General features: G+C 64.4%; 19 protein-coding genes. 13 read left to right on the top strand and 6 right to left on the bottom strand.

The annotated features are described in order from the left end of the window. Positions 1–35: 35 nt before the first annotated feature. Positions 36–770 carry a proteasome assembly chaperone family protein gene (locus tag Hhyl2_RS06190; protein WP_483549861.1) on the top strand — a complete coding sequence of 245 codons (735 nt, stop codon included), beginning with the start codon at positions 36–38 and terminating at the stop codon, positions 768–770. Positions 771–883: 113 nt separating this feature from the next. Further along, complete coding sequence (locus Hhyl2_RS06195; protein ID WP_483549862.1) at positions 884–1078, top strand: DUF8106 domain-containing protein; 195 nt, start codon at positions 884–886, stop codon at positions 1076–1078. 3 nt (positions 1079–1081) lie between these two features. On the opposite strand, the gene Hhyl2_RS06200 is transcribed toward Hhyl2_RS06195, so the two are convergent. Continuing rightward, entirely contained in the window at positions 1082–1933 is an 852-nt protein-coding gene (locus Hhyl2_RS06200; RefSeq protein WP_483549863.1) for an eIF2B alpha/beta/delta subunit family protein, read from the bottom strand. An 88-nt stretch (positions 1934–2021) separates the two neighbouring features. On the opposite strand from Hhyl2_RS06200, the gene Hhyl2_RS06205 reads away from it, so the two are divergent. Then, entirely contained in the window at positions 2022–2456 is a 435-nt protein-coding gene (locus tag Hhyl2_RS06205) for a type IV pilin domain-containing protein (protein WP_483549864.1), read from the top strand. Positions 2457–2462: 6 nt separating this feature from the next. Here the strand turns inward: Hhyl2_RS06205 and Hhyl2_RS06210 are convergent, their stop codons facing one another. After that, positions 2463–3548: a DoxX family protein gene (locus Hhyl2_RS06210; RefSeq protein ID WP_483549865.1), complete on the bottom strand. Its 1086-nt coding sequence runs from the start codon at positions 3546–3548 to the stop codon at positions 2463–2465. 141 nt (positions 3549–3689) lie between these two features. Between Hhyl2_RS06210 and Hhyl2_RS06215 the strand changes: the two genes are divergently transcribed. Genes Hhyl2_RS06215 through Hhyl2_RS06230 form a run of 4 tightly spaced genes read left to right on the top strand, consistent with a single transcriptional unit; the run spans position 3690 to position 6818 of the window. Continuing rightward, on the top strand, positions 3690–4169 hold the full coding sequence (locus Hhyl2_RS06215; protein WP_483549866.1) for a GNAT family N-acetyltransferase: 480 nt from the start codon (positions 3690–3692) through the stop codon (positions 4167–4169). Positions 4170–4208: 39 nt separating this feature from the next. Next, complete coding sequence (gene priS, locus Hhyl2_RS06220; protein ID WP_483549867.1) at positions 4209–5387, top strand: DNA primase small subunit PriS; 1179 nt, start codon at positions 4209–4211, stop codon at positions 5385–5387. Beyond that, complete coding sequence (locus tag Hhyl2_RS06225; RefSeq protein WP_483549868.1) at positions 5384–6265, top strand: hypothetical protein; 882 nt, start codon at positions 5384–5386, stop codon at positions 6263–6265. Before priS ends, Hhyl2_RS06225 begins: the two co-directional genes overlap by 4 nt. A 40-nt stretch (positions 6266–6305) precedes the next feature. Further along, positions 6306–6818, top strand: coding sequence for a TspO/MBR family protein (locus Hhyl2_RS06230; protein ID WP_483549869.1), 513 nt, complete (start codon positions 6306–6308; stop codon positions 6816–6818). Between the two features lie 52 nt (positions 6819–6870). Here Hhyl2_RS06230 and Hhyl2_RS06235 read toward each other — a convergent pair whose 3' ends face one another. The 3 genes from Hhyl2_RS06235 to Hhyl2_RS06245 all read right to left on the bottom strand — a co-directional run bounded on the left by Hhyl2_RS06235 (position 6871) and on the right by Hhyl2_RS06245 (position 9173). After that, positions 6871–7221 (bottom strand): HalOD1 output domain-containing protein, encoded by a 351-nt coding sequence (locus Hhyl2_RS06235; protein WP_483549870.1) that lies wholly within the window; start codon positions 7219–7221, stop codon positions 6871–6873. Between the two features lie 71 nt (positions 7222–7292). Further along, positions 7293–7943 carry a helix-turn-helix domain-containing protein gene (locus Hhyl2_RS06240; protein ID WP_483549871.1) on the bottom strand — a complete coding sequence of 217 codons (651 nt, stop codon included), beginning with the start codon at positions 7941–7943 and terminating at the stop codon, positions 7293–7295. A gap of 147 nt (positions 7944–8090) precedes the next feature. Further along, positions 8091–9173, bottom strand: a complete 1083-nt coding sequence (locus Hhyl2_RS06245; RefSeq protein WP_483549872.1) for a S1C family serine protease — start codon at positions 9171–9173, stop codon at positions 8091–8093. Positions 9174–9278: 105 nt separating this feature from the next. Between Hhyl2_RS06245 and Hhyl2_RS06250 the strand changes: the two genes are divergently transcribed. The 6 genes from Hhyl2_RS06250 to Hhyl2_RS06275 all read left to right on the top strand — a co-directional run bounded on the left by Hhyl2_RS06250 (position 9279) and on the right by Hhyl2_RS06275 (position 17200). Next, positions 9279–9998 (top strand): metal-dependent hydrolase, encoded by a 720-nt coding sequence (locus Hhyl2_RS06250; protein ID WP_483549873.1) that lies wholly within the window; start codon positions 9279–9281, stop codon positions 9996–9998. 42 nt (positions 9999–10040) lie between these two features. Further along, positions 10041–11123 (top strand): M24 family metallopeptidase, encoded by a 1083-nt coding sequence (locus tag Hhyl2_RS06255; RefSeq protein ID WP_483549874.1) that lies wholly within the window; start codon positions 10041–10043, stop codon positions 11121–11123. A 188-nt stretch (positions 11124–11311) separates the two neighbouring features. Further along, positions 11312–13024, top strand: a complete 1713-nt coding sequence (locus tag Hhyl2_RS06260; RefSeq protein ID WP_483549875.1) for a glycoside hydrolase family 13 protein — start codon at positions 11312–11314, stop codon at positions 13022–13024. A gap of 285 nt (positions 13025–13309) precedes the next feature. After that, positions 13310–13606: a DUF7999 family protein gene (locus Hhyl2_RS06265; RefSeq protein WP_483549876.1), complete on the top strand. Its 297-nt coding sequence runs from the start codon at positions 13310–13312 to the stop codon at positions 13604–13606. Between the two features lie 111 nt (positions 13607–13717). Then, a complete protein-coding gene (locus Hhyl2_RS06270) occupies positions 13718–15412 on the top strand; it encodes a glycoside hydrolase family 13 protein (RefSeq protein WP_483549877.1) in 1695 nt (564 codons plus the stop codon). 75 nt (positions 15413–15487) lie between these two features. Next, positions 15488–17200, top strand: coding sequence for a glycoside hydrolase family 13 protein (locus tag Hhyl2_RS06275; protein WP_483549878.1), 1713 nt, complete (start codon positions 15488–15490; stop codon positions 17198–17200). Positions 17201–17204: 4 nt separating this feature from the next. Here the strand turns inward: Hhyl2_RS06275 and gfcR are convergent, their stop codons facing one another. Further along, positions 17205–17849 carry a transcriptional regulator GfcR gene (gene gfcR, locus Hhyl2_RS06280; protein ID WP_483549879.1) on the bottom strand — a complete coding sequence of 215 codons (645 nt, stop codon included), beginning with the start codon at positions 17847–17849 and terminating at the stop codon, positions 17205–17207. Positions 17850–18092: the final 243 nt, after the last annotated feature.

Consider the following 18092-nt stretch of genomic DNA (forward strand, 5'->3'; position numbering starts at 1 on the left):
CAACTGATTAGCAGTGGCCAACCAACTGTGATCACATGGCAAGGGAACCGCAGTTCGAACTCACCGACTCCGTCCGGAACGTCGACACACTCGTCGTCGGGGTCTCGACGTTCGGACTGGCTGGACTGACGGCTGTCGACTACCTCACCGACCAGTTACCGATGTCGCAGATCGGTCACCTCACGGGGGGCGGACCACCGCCGATCACACCCTTCGAGGCTGGGAACCCCCGCCACCATACGCGGGTGTATCGCCACGACGAGCAGTCGTTCGCTGTCATGGTCGGCGAACGAATGGTGACGCTGGACGCCGCGGCAGGTATCGCGGACGCCATCGAGCGGCTGTACCGCGACCTGGAGTGTGAGTCGATCGCGATACTCTCCGGAGTGCCGGTCGCACACGGGCCCGACGACCACGTCCCGTTCTACATCGCGACCGAGGACTACCGCCAGGCGTTCATCGACGGGACTGATATCCGCCCGATGGGGAACGGCTTCCTCGACGGCCTCCCCGCGGAACTCGTCGACAGAGGCATCGGGACCGATGCAGTCCGCGTCGGAGTGTTCACGACGCCCGTCCACGCACAGGCACCAGACGCCTCCGCAGCGTTGCGACTCCTCGACGCCCTCTCGACGGCGCACGACATCCAGATCGACACCGGCCCGCTGGAGACGTTCGCGGCGAGCGTCGAATCCCACTACCAGGCGCTCGCACAGCGGCTGGAGGAGGCAGACGAGGATCTGATGCCCGACGACCGGATGTACATGTGAAGCCACGTCCATGATTTTTCACGGATGGTTTTCCGACGTTTGGACCAGAAGTTACTGAACAATCAAACAATTATCCAACAGTTATTTCCCGCTGTGGCCCCTCCACTACAGTGATGACAGCTACCGATACCTACCCAGTCGACGCGGCGCGTTCCGAGCGCCCGCCACACACCCGCCAGAAGGGTGTCCTCTTCTGTGAGGTGTGTGGGTACGAGAACCCCGTGGGCGGGGACTGGGACCGCAGCGAGGATGGCGAGAGCGAGACGCTCTACTGTCCCGACTGCGGGACACAGATCGACGACCGGTGAGTCTCAGTACTCGATTACTTCTTCGTCCGTGACGACCGAGTCGAGCAATCGCGTCGGGGTGGCGTCGTAGGCCGGATTCGCCACCTCGAACCCCTCCGCCGGTTCGCGCATCACCTCGGTCGGCGAGCGGAAGTCGTTCTCGAAGGCGAACGCGCCACCCGCGAACTTCGCGGCCGCCCCGACGACAGTGACCGGGACGCCGACGTCCGCCGCCGTCGCAGCGATGGGGTAGGTCCCAACGCGGTTGTAGAGCGTGTCGTCGACGATACAGTCCATCCCGAAGAGCACGCGGTCCGCCTTCGGGAGGAAGTGTCCCGCCGCGCTATCGACGATGAGCGTCACGTTGACTCCGTCGCGCTCGGCGAGCGACCGGGCGGCCTTCCGGCCGATGTACCGTGGCCGGGACTCGGTGACGTAGATCTCGAACGATTCGCCGTCGGCTAGTGCCACGTCGATGGCGTCCAGAACCGTCGAGGAGTACTCGTGGGTGAACAGCACGTCGTGCCCGGCGATGAGGTCGGCGGCGCGTTGTGCGGCCTTCTCCTTGGCGGTCTCGACGTTCTGGACCACGGTTTCGACCGCCGACCGCGTGAGTTCCTTCGCCGTCTCGATGTCACCGGGGTTCGCGTCGACGACCTCCTCGACGATCCGTCGCTGGGTCGTGTGCAGCGACGCGTGGGAAGGGTTGGCTCTGCGGAGGGCACTGCTGTTTCGCTCTAGGGCGCGGAGGTACTCGTCGACGGTCGGGTACTCCCGTTCGGTGAGCGTCGCGAGCGCCTCGGCAGCCTTCACAGCGACGACCGATGAGCTGTGGGTCTGCATCTCCTCGATCTGCTCGACGGTCTCGTCTATCATGTTGATGGCTGTGACCCGGACCGACATGTGTCTTCCCCCTGGGCCGAACAGTCTTTATGCGGCCTCACCTACGTACTGGACAACAGAGATGGCTGGCCAGTTCTGGACCGACTCGGTCGGGATGTCCGAATCGATCGGCGTCGCGGTCCTCATCGGGATGACGATCGTACTGACCGCATCTGTTGGCCTGAGTGTCCTCGTCTTCGACAGCCAGGACGAGGCCGGCGTCCAGGCGAACTTCACGTACGACTACGTCGACGACAGCAGTCTCCTGCTGGTCACCCACGCACAGGGCGACGAACTGGAGGCCGGCAACATCGAGTTCGTGGGGCCACAGAGCACCGTCACCTGGGCAGCCCTGGCCAACACGAACGAGTCGGCGTCGATCGGCCCCGGCGATATCACGCAGTTGAGCAGTGGCAACGCCTACGGGGCGAGTGTCGCACAGAGCGACACGATAACGATATACTACAACACGAGCGGGAACCGGACACAACTGGACGAGTGGTCGGGCGGGAGCTGATGGCGATCAGTCCGCAGGGACGCCGGTGTCGTCGGGTTCCTCGGCCGGCCGTCCGATGGCGTAGTCCACCGACAGCGGGCCGGCACCCATCGTGAAGACGGCCGACGCCATCCCGAACAGCGCGACGTGAGCAAGGACCGGGTCGTCGGGCAACCCGAACAGCGTCGTCGTGAACAGGACGAACGAAGCAGCCGCAGCCCCCCGGGTGAAGAAGCCGGCAACGAGTGCGAGGCCCACGGCGATCTCGGTCACACCGGCGCCGACCACCCACAGTCCGGGGTCGACCGGGACGACCGCGGTGAGGTCGTACTTCTCGACGACCAGCAGCGCGCTGCCCGGGTCGGCCAGTTTCTGGAACAGGCCCAGGTAGATGAACGACACGCCCATACCGACGCGGATGATCGTCGGGACGTAGCGCCGGTACGGGTCGGTCGCGCTGTCGAGGAACCCCTTGAGGTGGTGGACGGGGTCGACACGCCCGTAGTAGGTCCCGTCGGTGCTGGCGACGGCCTGGAGCATGTCGTCGGCGCTGGGCCGGCCACCGCCGAGGATCACGAGTGCGAGAAACGCCGGGACGTACTCCAGTGCGAGGACGACGCTGGGGTCGATCAGGAGGGCGGAGGCGTACGTCCCGAGGCCGATCGTCGAGACGATGCGGGTCGCCAGGCCGAACAGGATACAGAACCCCAACCCGATGAACAGGACCCGGACGAGGGGGTTCGCCGTCGTATCGAAGGAGATCGTCGGCGCGAACAGATACCCCTGGAACCCCGCTCCCACGAGTGGGAGACCGATACTCAGACGGAGCATCCACGGCACGAGGTCCGTGTAGCCGGCGAGTTTGTCACGGAGGATGACGATGTCGGTGATCGTCGGCCGGACCCAGAGGTAGGCGGCGAGCCCGCCGACGATGAGCAGGCCGGAGAACGCGAAGACGGCTGCGTTGAACGGAGTCGAGAGGACCGCGACGACGAACTGGACCGCGTCCACCGCCGCACCGGGACCGTCGGTGACGTAATCGACGTGTGCGAGTGGTGGCGCGCTCGACGACAGGTCGGACGCACCACCGCTCGCTGAGGAGACGGGACTCATACGCCTTAGTTGGAGCGAGGCCACCTAACGGTGTTCCCACCTCTCGTTCGACGGTCGAGTCTCCGGTCCTGACAGTGAATTCTACTGTGTCAGGACGGACGGCGGTGGAATTATATTCGTCCCAGTGCTATACCCATGCCAGTGAGCGTCAACGTCGAAACACAGGTCGTCGACAGAGGGGACGACGACTACGTCGGTGCAGCCTGGCGCCTCAAGGAATCCATCCGCGAATCCGAGGGCGTCCTCAGGCAGCGACGCGGCTTCTTCCAGAACGCCTACCGTCGGTCGCGGGTCTACCTGTACATCGACCGGTCCGAGGACAAACTCATCGGGTTCGCCTCGGTGCGCCGTGACGGCTACATCCTCTTTCTCGCCGTCGACAGCGACTACCGGGGCCACGGCTTCGGGAAACGACTCATCGCCCGCGTCGCCGAGGACTACGGGAGCGTCACCTGTCACGCACGGACGACCAACCGCGAGGCCATCGAGTTCTACACCCACATCGGGTTCGAGATCCGTCGCCGGATCGACGACTACTACGAGGACGGCGGCGACGCCTACTACCTGAAACTGGGCGACGACTCGATCACCGAGAAACTGACGAAGCTCCTCCGCAGGTAAGGGAACGCTTTTGACCGGACCCACCCAAGCGGATAGCCGATGGAACAGCGGACGCGCAACTACCTCCAGGGGCGCTTCGGTGACCACTACCGACAGGCGTCGGTGACGCCGCCGCCGGGTGCGAACGAACGCGAATGGGGGTACATTCCCTGGACCGAGGGGCCCGGCGAGACGATGATCCGTCACGAGTCGCTGCTGGACCTGGGCGACATCGAGGGGTTTCTCGGCCGGGACAAGCCGCGACACGTCTACTTCTCCGCGGGACGGTACGACGACCCGAGCGCGTCCCGCATGAGTGACAAGGGGTGGCGCGCCTCCGACCTGGTGTTCGACCTCGACGCCGACCACCTGCCGTCGGTCACGCTCGGCGAGGACAGTTACGCTCAGATGCTCGCCAAGTGCAAGGACGCTCTCTTGCGACTGCTGGACTTTCTGGAGGACGACTTCGGCTTCGAGGATCTGACGGTCGTCTTCTCGGGCGGGCGTGGCTACCACGTCCACGTCAGGGACGCGGGTATCCAGGGGCTCGAACGGAACGCACGGCGCGAGATCGTCGACTACGTCCGCGGCATCGGCCTGGAGTTCGAGGAACTGGTCAGTTCCGAAGCCGTCGCCGGAACTGCAGGCCGCTCCAGCCCCGCCCAGAAACGGATGCTCGACGTCGACGGCGGCTGGAGCGCGCGAGCGCACAGTCACCTCCTCTCGCTGTTCGACGACCTGCTGGCGATGGAGGAAGCCGAGGCTATCGAACGCCTCCAGGAGTACGACCGCATCGGCGAGGGCAAGGCGACGGCCGCGCTGACCGCCGCCCGGAACAACTACGACGAACTGCAGCGGGGCAACATCGACGTCCACCCCGCGGTGTTCCAACTCGCGAAACTCGTCGTCCACGAGGCCGTCGCCAGCGACAACGCGCCCATCGACGAGCCGGTGACGACGGACACGAACCGGCTCATCCGGCTGCCGGGCTCGCTCCACGGCGGGAGCGGACTGGCCGTCAGGCGTCTCGAACGGGACGCGTTGGCCGACTTCGACCCGCTCGTCGACGCGGTCCCGGAGACGTTCCGTGGCCACGAGATAACCGTCGAAGTGACGGATGGCGGCCGCATCGACCTCGACGGCGATACTTTTACACTGGAGGAAGGAGAGGTATCGGTACCAGAAGCCGTGGGCGTCTTCCTGATGACCCGCGGGCGTGCTGAGAAGGCCCAGGAATGAATCTCGACGAACTCCAGTCAGTCAAGTCCCGCGAGCGCCAGACCGACCAGCTCCAGCAGCTGCGTCCGACCTTCTACGAGGAGGCTGGCGAGTTCGTCAACCAGCTCCGCGAGGAACGCGAACGCGCGGCCGAACGCGCCGACGACCCCTTCGACGCCCCCGAGGTGAACCGGCTCACCAACGACATCAAGACGGCCGAACAGACCGTCGAGGCCATCTACGAACGCCGCGTGGGGAAGGTCGTCAAGAAGGCCTCGCTGGCCGCCGCCGACATGCCCACCGAGGACGGCGGCCTCACACAGGAGGAACAGGACCTCTTCGAGACGCTCGTCACGGCCATCGAGCAGAACCGCGGCCACGTCCTGGACGTCATCGCCGGTGAGGCCTCGGCCGGGAGCGACGCCCAGTCGACGCCAGCCGTCACGGACTCTGCCAGCACGTCCGAGACCGACCGCCCGTCGTCCGACCAGCCAGACGTCACACCCGCCGAGTCGGCGCCCGATCAGTCCACTGCGGACACGGAACCGACCGTCGACGCTGCCGACCTGATGGGTGGCGGGACGGAGACACAATCGGGCGGCGACGACGGGACCGACAGGCCACGCAGCGAGGCAGCGGCCATCGCCGACGAGGAGGCCCCACCGCAGGCTCCTGCGGGCGAGACAGATGGTGGGCCACAGGCGGCGGAGCGAACGCCGGAACCCGACGGCGGCGAGACGACCGTCGACCGCCAGACCGTCCGTATCACCGCCGACGTGGGCGAGATCTTCGGCGTCGACGAGCGTGAGTACGACCTCTCGACCGACGACGTCGTGACACTGCCCGCGGACAACGCCGACCCGCTCGTCGAACAGGACGCCGCCGAGCCGCTGGACTGAAATCGGCAACAGCTATCCGCGTCCACCTCGTATCTTCTGTATGAGCGACCACGGCGAGGCGAACCGACGCCCATGGGCACTTGATCGACAGGACATCCCTGGCGTCGTGGCAGCCATCGTTCTCGTGAACGTCGTCGGTGCACTCCCAGCGCTACTGGGTGGTCCTGATTCGGCGTGGTTCCAGTCGCTGACCAAACCGGCCATCTATCCACCACCGTGGATCTTCGGCGTCGTCTGGCCGCTCCTGTTCACACTGCTCGGCATGGCGCTGTATCTGGTCTGGCGCGACGCGCGAGCGACGCCCGAAGGAGCCGTCGCTATCAGACTGTTCGTCGCCCAGATGGCCGTCAACGTGGCCTGGACGCCGACGTTCTTCTCCGCGCAAGACCTCACGCTGGCCCTGGCGGTCGTCGTCGGCCTCTGGCTCGTCGTCGTCCCGACGCTCTGGACGTTCTGGCGGATCGACAGACGCGCCGGCGCACTCCTGATCCCGTACCTCCTGTGGATCAGCTTCGCCGCGCTCCTGAACTACCGGTTCGTCGTTTTGAACTGACGCGACGGTCGCTACGAGGTGCTCCTCCAGCGGCTACGACTGCCGAGGCCGGTCAGTTCGGTCGCACCGAGACGACCCCACCCGTGCCCAGTTCGATACGGGACCCAGCATACGAGAGCACGATCTTCGTCGCACCAGAGACTGTCGTCCCGTCGGTATCCCGCCCGTTAGCGTCCGAAAGCGGTCGGAAGAGCGCGTCTACGGCGTCCGGATCGATTGTCTCGTACAGCGGCGGCAACTCCAGCGGGTCCGTGTCGGTCGCTTCCGAGACTGCCATGACGATTACTTCGCTGGGCGTTCGTTCGAGAAGGTCGACCTGCGAGCGATACACCCCGTCGACGACGTCCCCACCTGGAACAGGCCGCTCCTGCGATTCGTCGTCGTTCACATCACCTGAACTCATTAGCCCTATGTATTCTGTCTGTTCGTGTCAGTATTCCTTTTTCACAGGAACGGCGTATAAATAAGACGAGCTTACTTCGATTCGCCGATAGTGGCGCCGATGAGTCGATGCGTACCCCGGCGCAGTCGTGAACCGACGGACTGGCCCGTGATGCCCAGTTCGTCGCCGAGGTCTTCGAGTGTCACCTCGCGCGGAGAGCGGAAGTACCCGCGCTGGTAGGCCAACACGAGCGCTTCTCTCTGGTTCTTGGTCAGGTTGTACTGGTCGTTGAACTCGGTATCGGACAGGGATTGGACGGTCTGCAATCTGATCGAGAGGCCGTTCTCGCGGCACTTCTCCTGGAACGTGGCCAGGTCATCGTGACGATCTGCACGGATCTCGAACGCCCAACCCTCGGCCGTCCCGGTACCGGAGATGAGTGCGACGTTACACTCCGAGATGGGGCGAAGTATCCCCTCGAAATCGCTGACCCACTCCGCGCGAACCAGTTGTGCATCGGGGAGTGTGTCGATGACTTCGATGGTGGCTACGTGGGCAAATCGAAAGGGGTCTATCTCCAGCCTGTCGGTCCCCTCAGCCTGCTGGAGCCAGAAGTACGGGATGATCCCCCTGGTGGTCGGGACGACCCGTTCCAGTTCGACAGTGAGTTCCGGATGCTCGGAGAAGATCTCCCCGAGCGGAAACTCCCCCACGGGAAGTGTGAACGTGGCGATAGTCGCCATGGAGACAGGTTTGGACTCTAGAAGCTTAAACTGTCACGCCTGAGTATGCAACACGATCAAAAGGCCACATGGCCGATGCTGACTTGAACGCGGTGTGCACACAGGTCCTGCGTTCGTTGGTGACGAGCTCGCTGCGCTATCAGAGACTCAGGGGCGCGGTCGCGTGCCGAGCGTCAACTCGACGGTTCGTCGTCGGCCGGCACGGTCGAGTGTGACGTCGATGGTGTCGCCCGGGCTGGTCTGCAGGGAGAGGAAGGTCGACAGTTCCTGTCGGGTCGGCGTCGGCGTGTCGTTCAGTCGTCGAACGACGTCGCCGCCGATACCGATCTCCAGGCCGGACTGGACCACCGTCTCCTCGCTGCCCTGTAACACGCCGTCGGATGGGCCACCCTCGACGACCTCGTCGATGTAGACGCCCGACGCGGGGTCGATAGACGCCGCCTCGGCAAGCCGCGGGGTCACGTCGCGGAGGATCACCCCCATGTACGAGTGGTCGTAGCTGCCGTCCCGGACGAGCGACGGAACGACGCGCTGAGTGAGTGCCGCCGAGACGGCGAAGGCGACGTTGTCGCCGCCACCGGCGTTGATGACGCCCACGACGTCGCCGTCCAGCGTCACGAGCGGGCCACCGCTGTTGCCGGGGTTGACCGCCGCGTCGGTCTGGACTGCGTCGGCGATAGAGAAGTTGTTCGCGCCCTCCAGCGTCCGGTCGACGCCGCTGACGATGCCCGCCGAGACGGAGCCAGCCAGCCCGAAGGGGTTGCCGATGGCGACGACGCGCGTACCGATGGGTGGGTCGCTGCCGACGAACGACAGCGGCGCCGTGTCCGCTGGCGGATCGTCGAGCCGCAAGACGGCGAGATCGCTGTAGACGTCCGCCCCGATCAGTTCGACCTCGCGCCAGCCCGTATCCTGGAAGCGGACGTGGTACTCCTCGCCGCCGGCGACGACGTGTTCGTTGGTGACCATGTGCCGGTCGTCGATGAGAAAGCCACTTCCCTGGGAACCGCGGCCGTCCTCGGCGTAGACCCTGATCGAGGCCACCGCGTCGACAGCCGTCCGGTAGGCCGCCGTGAAGCCGTTCTCGTCGACGGGCGTCGTCGCTTCCGTACTGCTCCCAGTCGTCCCGTCGGTGTCAGACGTGCCCGGTGACTGGCAGCCGGCAACGCTCGCCGCGGCGGCACCGAGCGCCCCGAGGAAGGCCCGTCGGGACGTCGCGTCGAAGTCCATACCCAGACCCTCTGGCTCCCCCGCGAAGAACCCAACGGTAGGCGGGCGGCCCTCCACAGTTGCGGTGTAGCCTTAAGTACCAGCCGGGAGTACAGATGAGTGTCTATGGAACTGACTTGGTACGGTCACTCGACCTGGCACGTGGCGGTTGACGACACGGACCTGCTCATCGACCCGTTCTTCGACAACCCGAAGACGGATACGGACCCCGAGGAGCTGGATCCGGACTACGTGCTCCTGACACACGGCCACGCCGACCACATCGGCGACGTCGACCGGTACGAGGGGACGACCCTCGTCGCGACGCCGGAGGTCGTCGGCTACTGTCAGGACACCTTCGGTGAGTTCGACGCCGTCGGCGGCATGGGGATGAACCTCGGCGGCACCGTCGAGATCGGCGACGCCTTCGTGACGATGCATCGGGCAGACCACACCAACGGGATGGAGACCGGCTACGGGGCCACTGGCGGGATGCCCGCGGGCTTCGTCATCTCCGATACGAAGCCGACACAGGTCAGCGACGAGGAGTCGACGACGTTCTACCACGCCGGCGACACCGGCCTGATGACCGAGATGCGGGAGGTCATCGGTCCGTACCTCGAACCCGACGCCGCCGCGGTCCCGGTGGGCGACCACTTCACGATGGGGCCGATGCAGGCCGCCATCGCCGTCGACTGGCTCGACGTCGACTACGCCTTCCCGATGCACTACGACACCTTCCCGCCGATCGAGATCGAAACCGAGGACTTCGTCAGGGAGGTCAAGGCGGCCGGCAGCGACACCGAGGTCGTCGTCCTAGAGGGCGACGAGACCTTCGAACTGTAACGGGCGCCAGTTTTTATTACCACCCTTCCTGATAGCGGTGGTATGTCACTCACCGAGCGACTGGACGCGTATCTTGAAGCCAACGGATTGGAAGCGGTCTGGTTCGCGCGACCGAACTCCTTCGCGTGGCTGACCGGCGGCGGTGACAACGTCGTCGACAGGGCGGGCGACATCGGTGTCGCCGCGGCTGGCTACGACGGCGACGAGGTCCAGGTCGTCGCGGACAACATCGAGGCGCCGCGCCTGCGCGACGAGGAACTCGACGACGGCGTCCCTATCGAGACCTTCGACTGGCACGCGCGCGGCCTGGCCGACGTCGTCGAGTCCGTCAGCCCGGCACCAGCGGCCGCCGACTTCGACGTCGAGGGGTTCGAGTCGGTCGACGCAGGGGCGCTCCGACAACCGCTGACGGACGACCAGATCGAGACCTACCGCGAACTCGGCGCGGACGTGGCCGCGGCCGTCGAGTCCGTCGCTCGTGAGGTAGCGCCCGACGAGACTGAACTGGGCGTGACCGCAGACCTCCGGCAGGCGCTGGAACGCGAGGGGATCGCGACGCCGGTCGTCCTCGTCGGTGGTAGCGAGCGTGCGCAGTCCTACCGACACTACACTCCGAAAGACGAACCGCTCGACGACTACGCGCTGCTGTCGGTCACCGCCAGCCGAGACGGCCTGTACACCAGCTGTACCCGGACGGTGGCCTTCGATGCCCCCGAGTGGCTGGCCGACCGGGCCGAGAGTGCGATGCGGGTCGAGGCGACGGCGCTGGCCGCGACACGCGAGGTCGGGCGCGACGGTGGGACAGCCGCCGACGTGTTCGACGCTATCCGCGACGCGTACGACGCCGAGGGATGGGAGGGCGAGTGGCGCAACCACCACCAGGGTGGCGCAGCAGGATTCGCCGGCCGCGAGTGGATCGCGACCCCCTCCAGTGACGCCGCGGTAGTGCTCCCCCAGGGATACGCCTGGAACCCGACTGTTCAGGGTGCAAAGAGCGAGGATACCCACGTCGTCACCGACGACGACGTCGAGACGCTGTCGACGACGGGGAAGTGGCCAACCCGGACCGTCGAGGCAGTCGGGTACGACCTCGAACTGCCTCGCCACGGCGTCCTCGACCGGTAATAATCGACATCCCCAGGTCGGAATTATCCTCGTGACGATTATTCGACTATTTTTCGTGTCGATATCGGCCCGCGTTGTGTCTGTCGATTATCCCCGAATATAGCCCCGATTCGATTTGTTTGTTCGAATATTCCAAAAAATATCACCTGCGATACACTTTTACGCCTCAACGTTCAAGGTCGGGTACTATGAACGCAAGCGCACAGCTACTCGACCGCACGAGCGACGACCGCACGTGGTGGAAGGAGGCCGTCGTCTACCAGATCTACCCGAAGAGTTTCAACGACAGCGACGGCGACGGCGTCGGTGACATCCAGGGAATCATCGAGAAGGTCGACCACCTCGACGACCTGGGTATCGACGTGCTCTGGCTGTCCCCGGTCTACGAGTCACCGCAGGCCGACAACGGCTACGACATCAGCAACTACCGCGCCATCGACGACACCTTCGGCGACCTGTCGGACTGGGAACGCCTCCGTGACGAACTCCACGACCGAGACATCAAGCTCGTCATGGACCTCGTGGTCAACCACACCAGCGACGAACACGAGTGGTTCGAGAAGTCCCGCCGTCGCGAAGACGGGTACGAGGACTACTACCACTGGCGTGACCCCGCCGAGGACGGTGGCCCGCCGAACAACTGGGAGTCGTTCTTCGGCGGTCAGACGTGGTCGTGGGACGAGGAGCGCGAACAGTACTACCTCCACCTCTTCGACGAGAAGCAACCCGACCTCAACTGGGAGAACCCCGCGGTCCGAGAGGACGTCTACGAGATGATGCGCTGGTGGCTCGACCGCGGCGTCGACGGCTTCCGCATGGACGTCGTCAACCTCATCTCGAAGACCCAGGGCCTCCCGGACGGCGAGGAGGGCGACTGGCAGACCGGCCTGGAGCACTTCATGAACGGCCCGCGCATCCACGAGTTCCTCCAGGAGATGCACGACGAGGTGCTGGCAGACTACGACGTGATGACCGTCGGCGAGATGCCCGGCGTCGACGTCGAGGAAGCCAAACAGTACACCGGCGAGGACGGGGACGGCCTCGGGATGGTGTTCACGTTCCAGCACATGAACCTCGACCACAACGGCGGCGGCCGCTGGGATCCCTATGGCGACTACGAATACTGGGACCTGCTGGACCTCAAGGAGATCGTCAACCGCTGGCAGCACGGCCTGGCCGAAGAGGGCTGGAACAGCAACTACCTCGGGAACCACGACCAGCCACGCATCGTCTCGCGGTTCGGTGACGACGGCGAGTACCACGAAGAGTCTGCAAAGATGCTCGCGACGTTCCTGCTGACGCAGTCGGGGACGCCGTACGTCTACCAGGGCGACGAGATCGGCATGACCAACGTCGACTGGCAGCACCTCGACGAGGTCGTCGACGTCGACACCATCAACCACGTCGAACTCCTGCTGGAAGAGCACGACTTCGACGACTACCAGGAACTCCGTGATTTCGTCAACACGCGCTCGCGGGACAACGCCCGGACGCCAGTCCAGTGGGACGACGCGGAGAACGCCGGCTTCACCGACGGCGACCCGTGGCTGAAGGTCAACGAGAACTACCCGGAGATCAACGTCGCGGACGCTCGCACCAGCGAGGACTCCATCTTCGACCACTACCGAACGCTCATCGACCTCCGCCACGACCGCGACGTCTTCGTCTACGGCGAGTTCGAGATGGTGCTGGACCACCACGAACAGGTGTTCGCGTTTACGCAATCCCTCGAAGACGAGCGGGTACTGATCGTCCTGAACTTCAGCGACGAGCACCTGACTGTCGATCTGAGCGAGGCGGCCCTCGACGGGCGTCCCCTCGTCTCCAACTACGACGACCCGGATCACGAGTTCCCGTCGATCTCGCTGCGCCCGTACGAGGCGACCGTCTACGATATCTGAACTGGCCATCCACCGTCCGTCTGACCGACCGGCGTCCCACACGCTCTCGGCGTCGATACCGCCGAGTAGGAGGATCCTACCGTGTCAGAAGGACCTCCATAACTAAGTCTCTTCGGACCGATGACACGACGAACGATGAGACACTCAACAGGGTCAGGAAATGGGAGCCAACGGGTCGAACGATCGGGTACCACACAGGGGGCAGCGTCCGGTCGAGGATACACGGATCGCCGGGAGACCCGCGTATCGACGGGTGGGACCGCACGGCCAGATGGGCCGAGCCCGGTGGAGTTCGAACGCAGTGCCACGACCGATCCCGACACCCACCCGGAGCGGCGCTCGGTACGGGTCACGATCGTGAAACAGCCATCGGGGAGCGACTCGACGGTCGGTATCTGCGAGGGGACCCAGTCGACACTTCAGCTCGTCGATTACGCGTCGCCGATCCAGCGTGACCTGATCAATTCGCTCTCGGAGGGTGCCGTCGTCGACGTCGAGATCGAACAGGTGGTCGCGAGGGGGAACTGCTGGCGGGTGCTGGGCGTCCACGCCCGTTCCGAGGATCCCGCGTCGGAGCGCTGACTTCCACACTCGGGACTCGACAGACGGCGACTCGACTCGTCGCCCGCTGTCGAACCAGTCGGGGTTCGACGAAAAAACTATCACGGGAGTTACCGACAGTCCCGGTATACGATGACACGGGACGGTGGAGCGGACAGCGACCTCGAACGGGAATGGTGGAAGGAAGCAGTCGTCTACCAGATCTATCCACAGAGCTTCAACGATAGCGACGGCGACGGCGTCGGTGACATCCAGGGGATCATCGAGCGACTCGACTACGTGGCTGACCTCGGCGTCGACGTCATCTGGCTGAACCCCGTCTACGACTCCCCGCAGGTCGACAACGGCTACGACATCCGGGATTACCAGTCGATCTACGAGGACTACGGGACGATGGCCGACTGGGAGCGGTTGCTGGAGGAGATCCACGCCAGGGACATGAAGCTCATCATGGACCTGGTGGTCAACCACACCAGCGACGAACACGAGTGGTTCCGGAAGTCACGGGCCGACGAGGACGGCTACCGGGAGTACTACATGTGGCACGAGGGCGACTCCGAACACGCCCCGAACAACTGGACCTCGGGTTTTGGCGGGTCTGCCTGGGCCTGGGACGAGGATGTCGGGATGCATTATCTCCACCTCTTCGACGAGAAGCAACCCGACCTCAACTGGGAGAACCCCGAGGTCCGGAGCGAGATCCACGACATGATGAACTGGTGGCTGGAGAAGGGGATCGACGGGTTCCGGATGGACGTCATCAACCTCATCTCGAAACCCGAGGGGCTCCCGGACGGGATGCCCGGCGAAGGGTGGGTCGGCGCCGAGCACTTCGCCAACGGCCCGCGGATCGGGGAGTTCCTCGAGGAGATCGCCGAGGAGACCTACGACAACTACGACACGATGACCGTCGGGGAGTGTATCGCCGTCGACACCGAGACGGCCTCGAACTACGTGGGCGAGGACGGACCGATGGACATGCTGTTCCACTTCAAGCACATGCTGCTCGACGAGCAGGAGGGGTGGTGGACCCTGGAGGAGTGGGACCTCGTCGAGTTGAAGGAGGTCATCTCGCGGTGGCAGACCGAACTGGAGGGCTGGAACAGCATCTACCTGGGCAACCACGACCAGTCACGCATCGTCTCGCGATTCGGGGACGACGGGGAGTACCGCGAGGAGTCCGCGAAGATGCTCGCGACGTACCTGCTGACCCATCGGGGCACCCCGTACATCTTCCAGGGCGACGAGATCGGCATGACGAACTACCCCTGGTCGAGTCTGGACGAGATGCGGGATGCCGACGCGACGAACCGCGTCGAACTGGCCCTGGAATCCGGCCGGATCGACTCCTTCGAGGACGCGAAAGAGATCGTCAGGTACCGCTCCCGGGACAATGCCCGGACGCCGGTCCAGTGGGAGGACGCGGAGAACGCGGGCTTCACCGACGGTGAGCCGTGGATCCCGATCAACGACAACTACACCGATATCAACGTCGAAGACGCCCTGGAAGACGAGGAGTCGATCCTGCACTACTACCGACACCTCATCGACCTGCGGAGCGACCACGACGTCCTGGTCTACGGCGACTACGAACTGCTCCTCCCGGACCACGAGGCGGTCTACACGTTCACCAGAACGCTCGACGTCGAGGGCGAACAGACGCGCGCACTCGTCGTCCTGAACTTCTTCGACGGCGAACCGACGGTGGAGATCCCGGTCGAATACGAGACGGCGGACCTACTGACGAGCAACTACGACACCACCGACGACGACCCCGCGACGGTCACGCTCGAACCGTACGAGGGACGTGTCTATCTTCTGGACTGACATAATCTTTTTTACTGAAAGGTAGTGATAGTGGTTAACTACACCTGTTGTAGTGATCGTCGGGCACTACGAGCTATGATCGAACCAACTGACATCGAGCGGACGTGGTGGAAAGAGGCGACCGTATACCAGATCTATCCGCGTAGCTTCGTCGATTCGACTGGCGACGGCGTGGGTGATCTGCAGGGGATACTGGAGAAAGTCGACTATCTCGACGACCTGGGTGTCGACGTGATCTGGCTCTGTCCAGTCTACGAGTCCCCACAGGCGGACATGGGGTACGATGTCAGCGACTTTCGGGCTATCGACGACCTGTTCGGGACGATGGCCGACTGGGAGGAACTGCTCGACGCGCTCCACGACCGCGACATCAAACTCATCATGGACCAGGTCGTCAACCACACCAGCGACGAACACGAGTGGTTCGAGGCGTCGCGGTCCTCGAAGGACGACCCGAAACGGGACTGGTACCACTGGCATCCCGGCGAGGAGGCCGACGACCCCGAGAGTCCAGGACCGGCCGACCGTTCCCCCCCGAACAACTGGGAGTCGTTCATGGGCGGGTCGGCCTGGACGTGGGACGAGGGGACCGAGGAGTACTACCTCCACACCTACCACACCAAACAGCCGGACCTGAACTGGGCGAACCCCGACGTTCGCGAGGCCATCTACGAGATGCTCCGCTGGTGGCTGGAGCGGGGCATCGACGGCTTCCGGATGGACGTCATCAACCACCTCTCGAAACCCGAGGGGTATCCCGACGGCCGGACCGACTACGACTGGATCGGGACCGACCAGTTCTTCAACGGCCCGCGGATCCACGAGTACTGCAGAGAGCTCTACGACGAGGTCCTCTCGGAGTACGACATCATGGTCATCGGCGAGATGCCGGGCATCGACACCGACCAGGCCTCGGACTACTACGACGACGGGCTGGACATGATGTTCCAGTTCGAACACATGTCGCTGGACTACGGGGAGGACGGGCGCTGGGACTCCAGTGACTGGGACCTCACCGAGTTGAAAGAGATCTTCTCCAAGTGGCAGCGCGGCCTGCTTCCCGACGCCTGGAACGCGTTGTACCTGGGCAACCACGACCAGGCACGGATCGTCTCCCGCTTCGGCGACGACGGCGAGTACCGCGTCGAGTCGGCGACACTCATCGCCACGTTCCTGCTCACGCTCCGCGGGACACCGCATATCTACCAGGGTGACGAGATCGGGATGACGAACGCGGACTTCGCGTCACTGGACGAGACCCGCGACCCGGACACCATCAACCATATCTCGGAGATGATGGACGAACAGGGCGAACCCTACGAGACGTTCCGTGAGCTCGTGAATACACGCTCGCGTGACAACGCGCGGACCCCCATGCAGTGGGACGCCAGCGGCCAGGCGGGCTTTACCGACGGGGAGCCCTGGATCAAGGTCAACGACAACTACACCGACATCAACGTCAAGCGGGCCCGCGAGGAGATGGATTCGATCTGGCACCACTACCGGGACCTCCTGGCGATGCGGGCCGACAACGACGTGTTCGTCTACGGCGAGTACGAACTGTTCTATCCGGACGATCCCGACCTGTACGTCTATCGGCGGACGCTCGGTGACGAGCGAGCGCTGGTCGTCCTGAACTGGTCAGACGAATCGGTCGCCTTCGATCCCCCCGCAGACGTCACCGTCGACGATGCGTCGCTGCTGTCATCCAACTACGCTGATACCCCGGCGGACCCGGCTGCGCTGGATCTCCGTCCGTACGAGGCTGTCGTCTACTCGCTGACGTGAGCGGTTACCTCTCGTCTTCGTCGTCGCTGCCGACCCGGATGACCTGGAGCAGCGAGTAGACCGGAACGCCCTGGATGTCCTCGACGCCGCGTTTGTCGGCCAGGACGACACAGGCGACCGGGTTCCCGCCCTGCTGGCGGATCGCGTTGATGGTCTCGGACATCGTCTTGCCGCTCGTGATTGTGTCGTCGACGATGTAGCAGTCGCGGTTCCTGATCTCGGCGAAGTTTCGCGAGAACGAGCCGTCGGCGGTCTCGCTGTCGTCGTCGTCCCACTGATGTTTGGTCGGCGCGTACGTCCCCAGGTCCGTGTCGAGTTCGTGTGCGACGCTCGTCGCTAGTGGCGCACCCGCCTTCTCGATGCCGATGGTGAGGTCGACGTCCTGGCCCTGCTTCGAGAGCAGGTCCGCCATGGCCGCACCGGCGTGGTACAGGCGAGAGGCGTCCCGGCCGAGTGCCGACCAGTCGACGTGGATGTCGTGTGGGCCACCCGACGGTGTCTCGGTGGGCTGGGCGCCGGCGCCGCTCCGTTCGACAAGCCAGCTCGCTGTCTCGCGAGAAACGTTGAGTTCGTCTGCGATCTCACCCTTGGAGAGCCCCCGTTCTGCGAGTTCGGCTGCGCTCGCGACGAGGTCGTCCGTGTTCTTCATACACTCACCTCCGAGTGGGAGGGTTTAATAGCATGTGCTATCGGCCAATCGTTCTCCACAAACTATTTACAACGGGCGTTGTTAGTAATCTTCGGCTGGGTCGTGTCCTGTCGTTCGTGACCCGAACGGCTCTGATGACCCCAACCGAGCCCGGCGACGTGCCATCGTCATCCCCAATGCCTGGGCTCTACCCACCTACTGTCGCACACCCGGCCAGCGTCTGACCGACGAAACCGCGTCCGG

This window comes from Haloarcula sp. H-hyl2 (genome assembly GCF_056934385.1).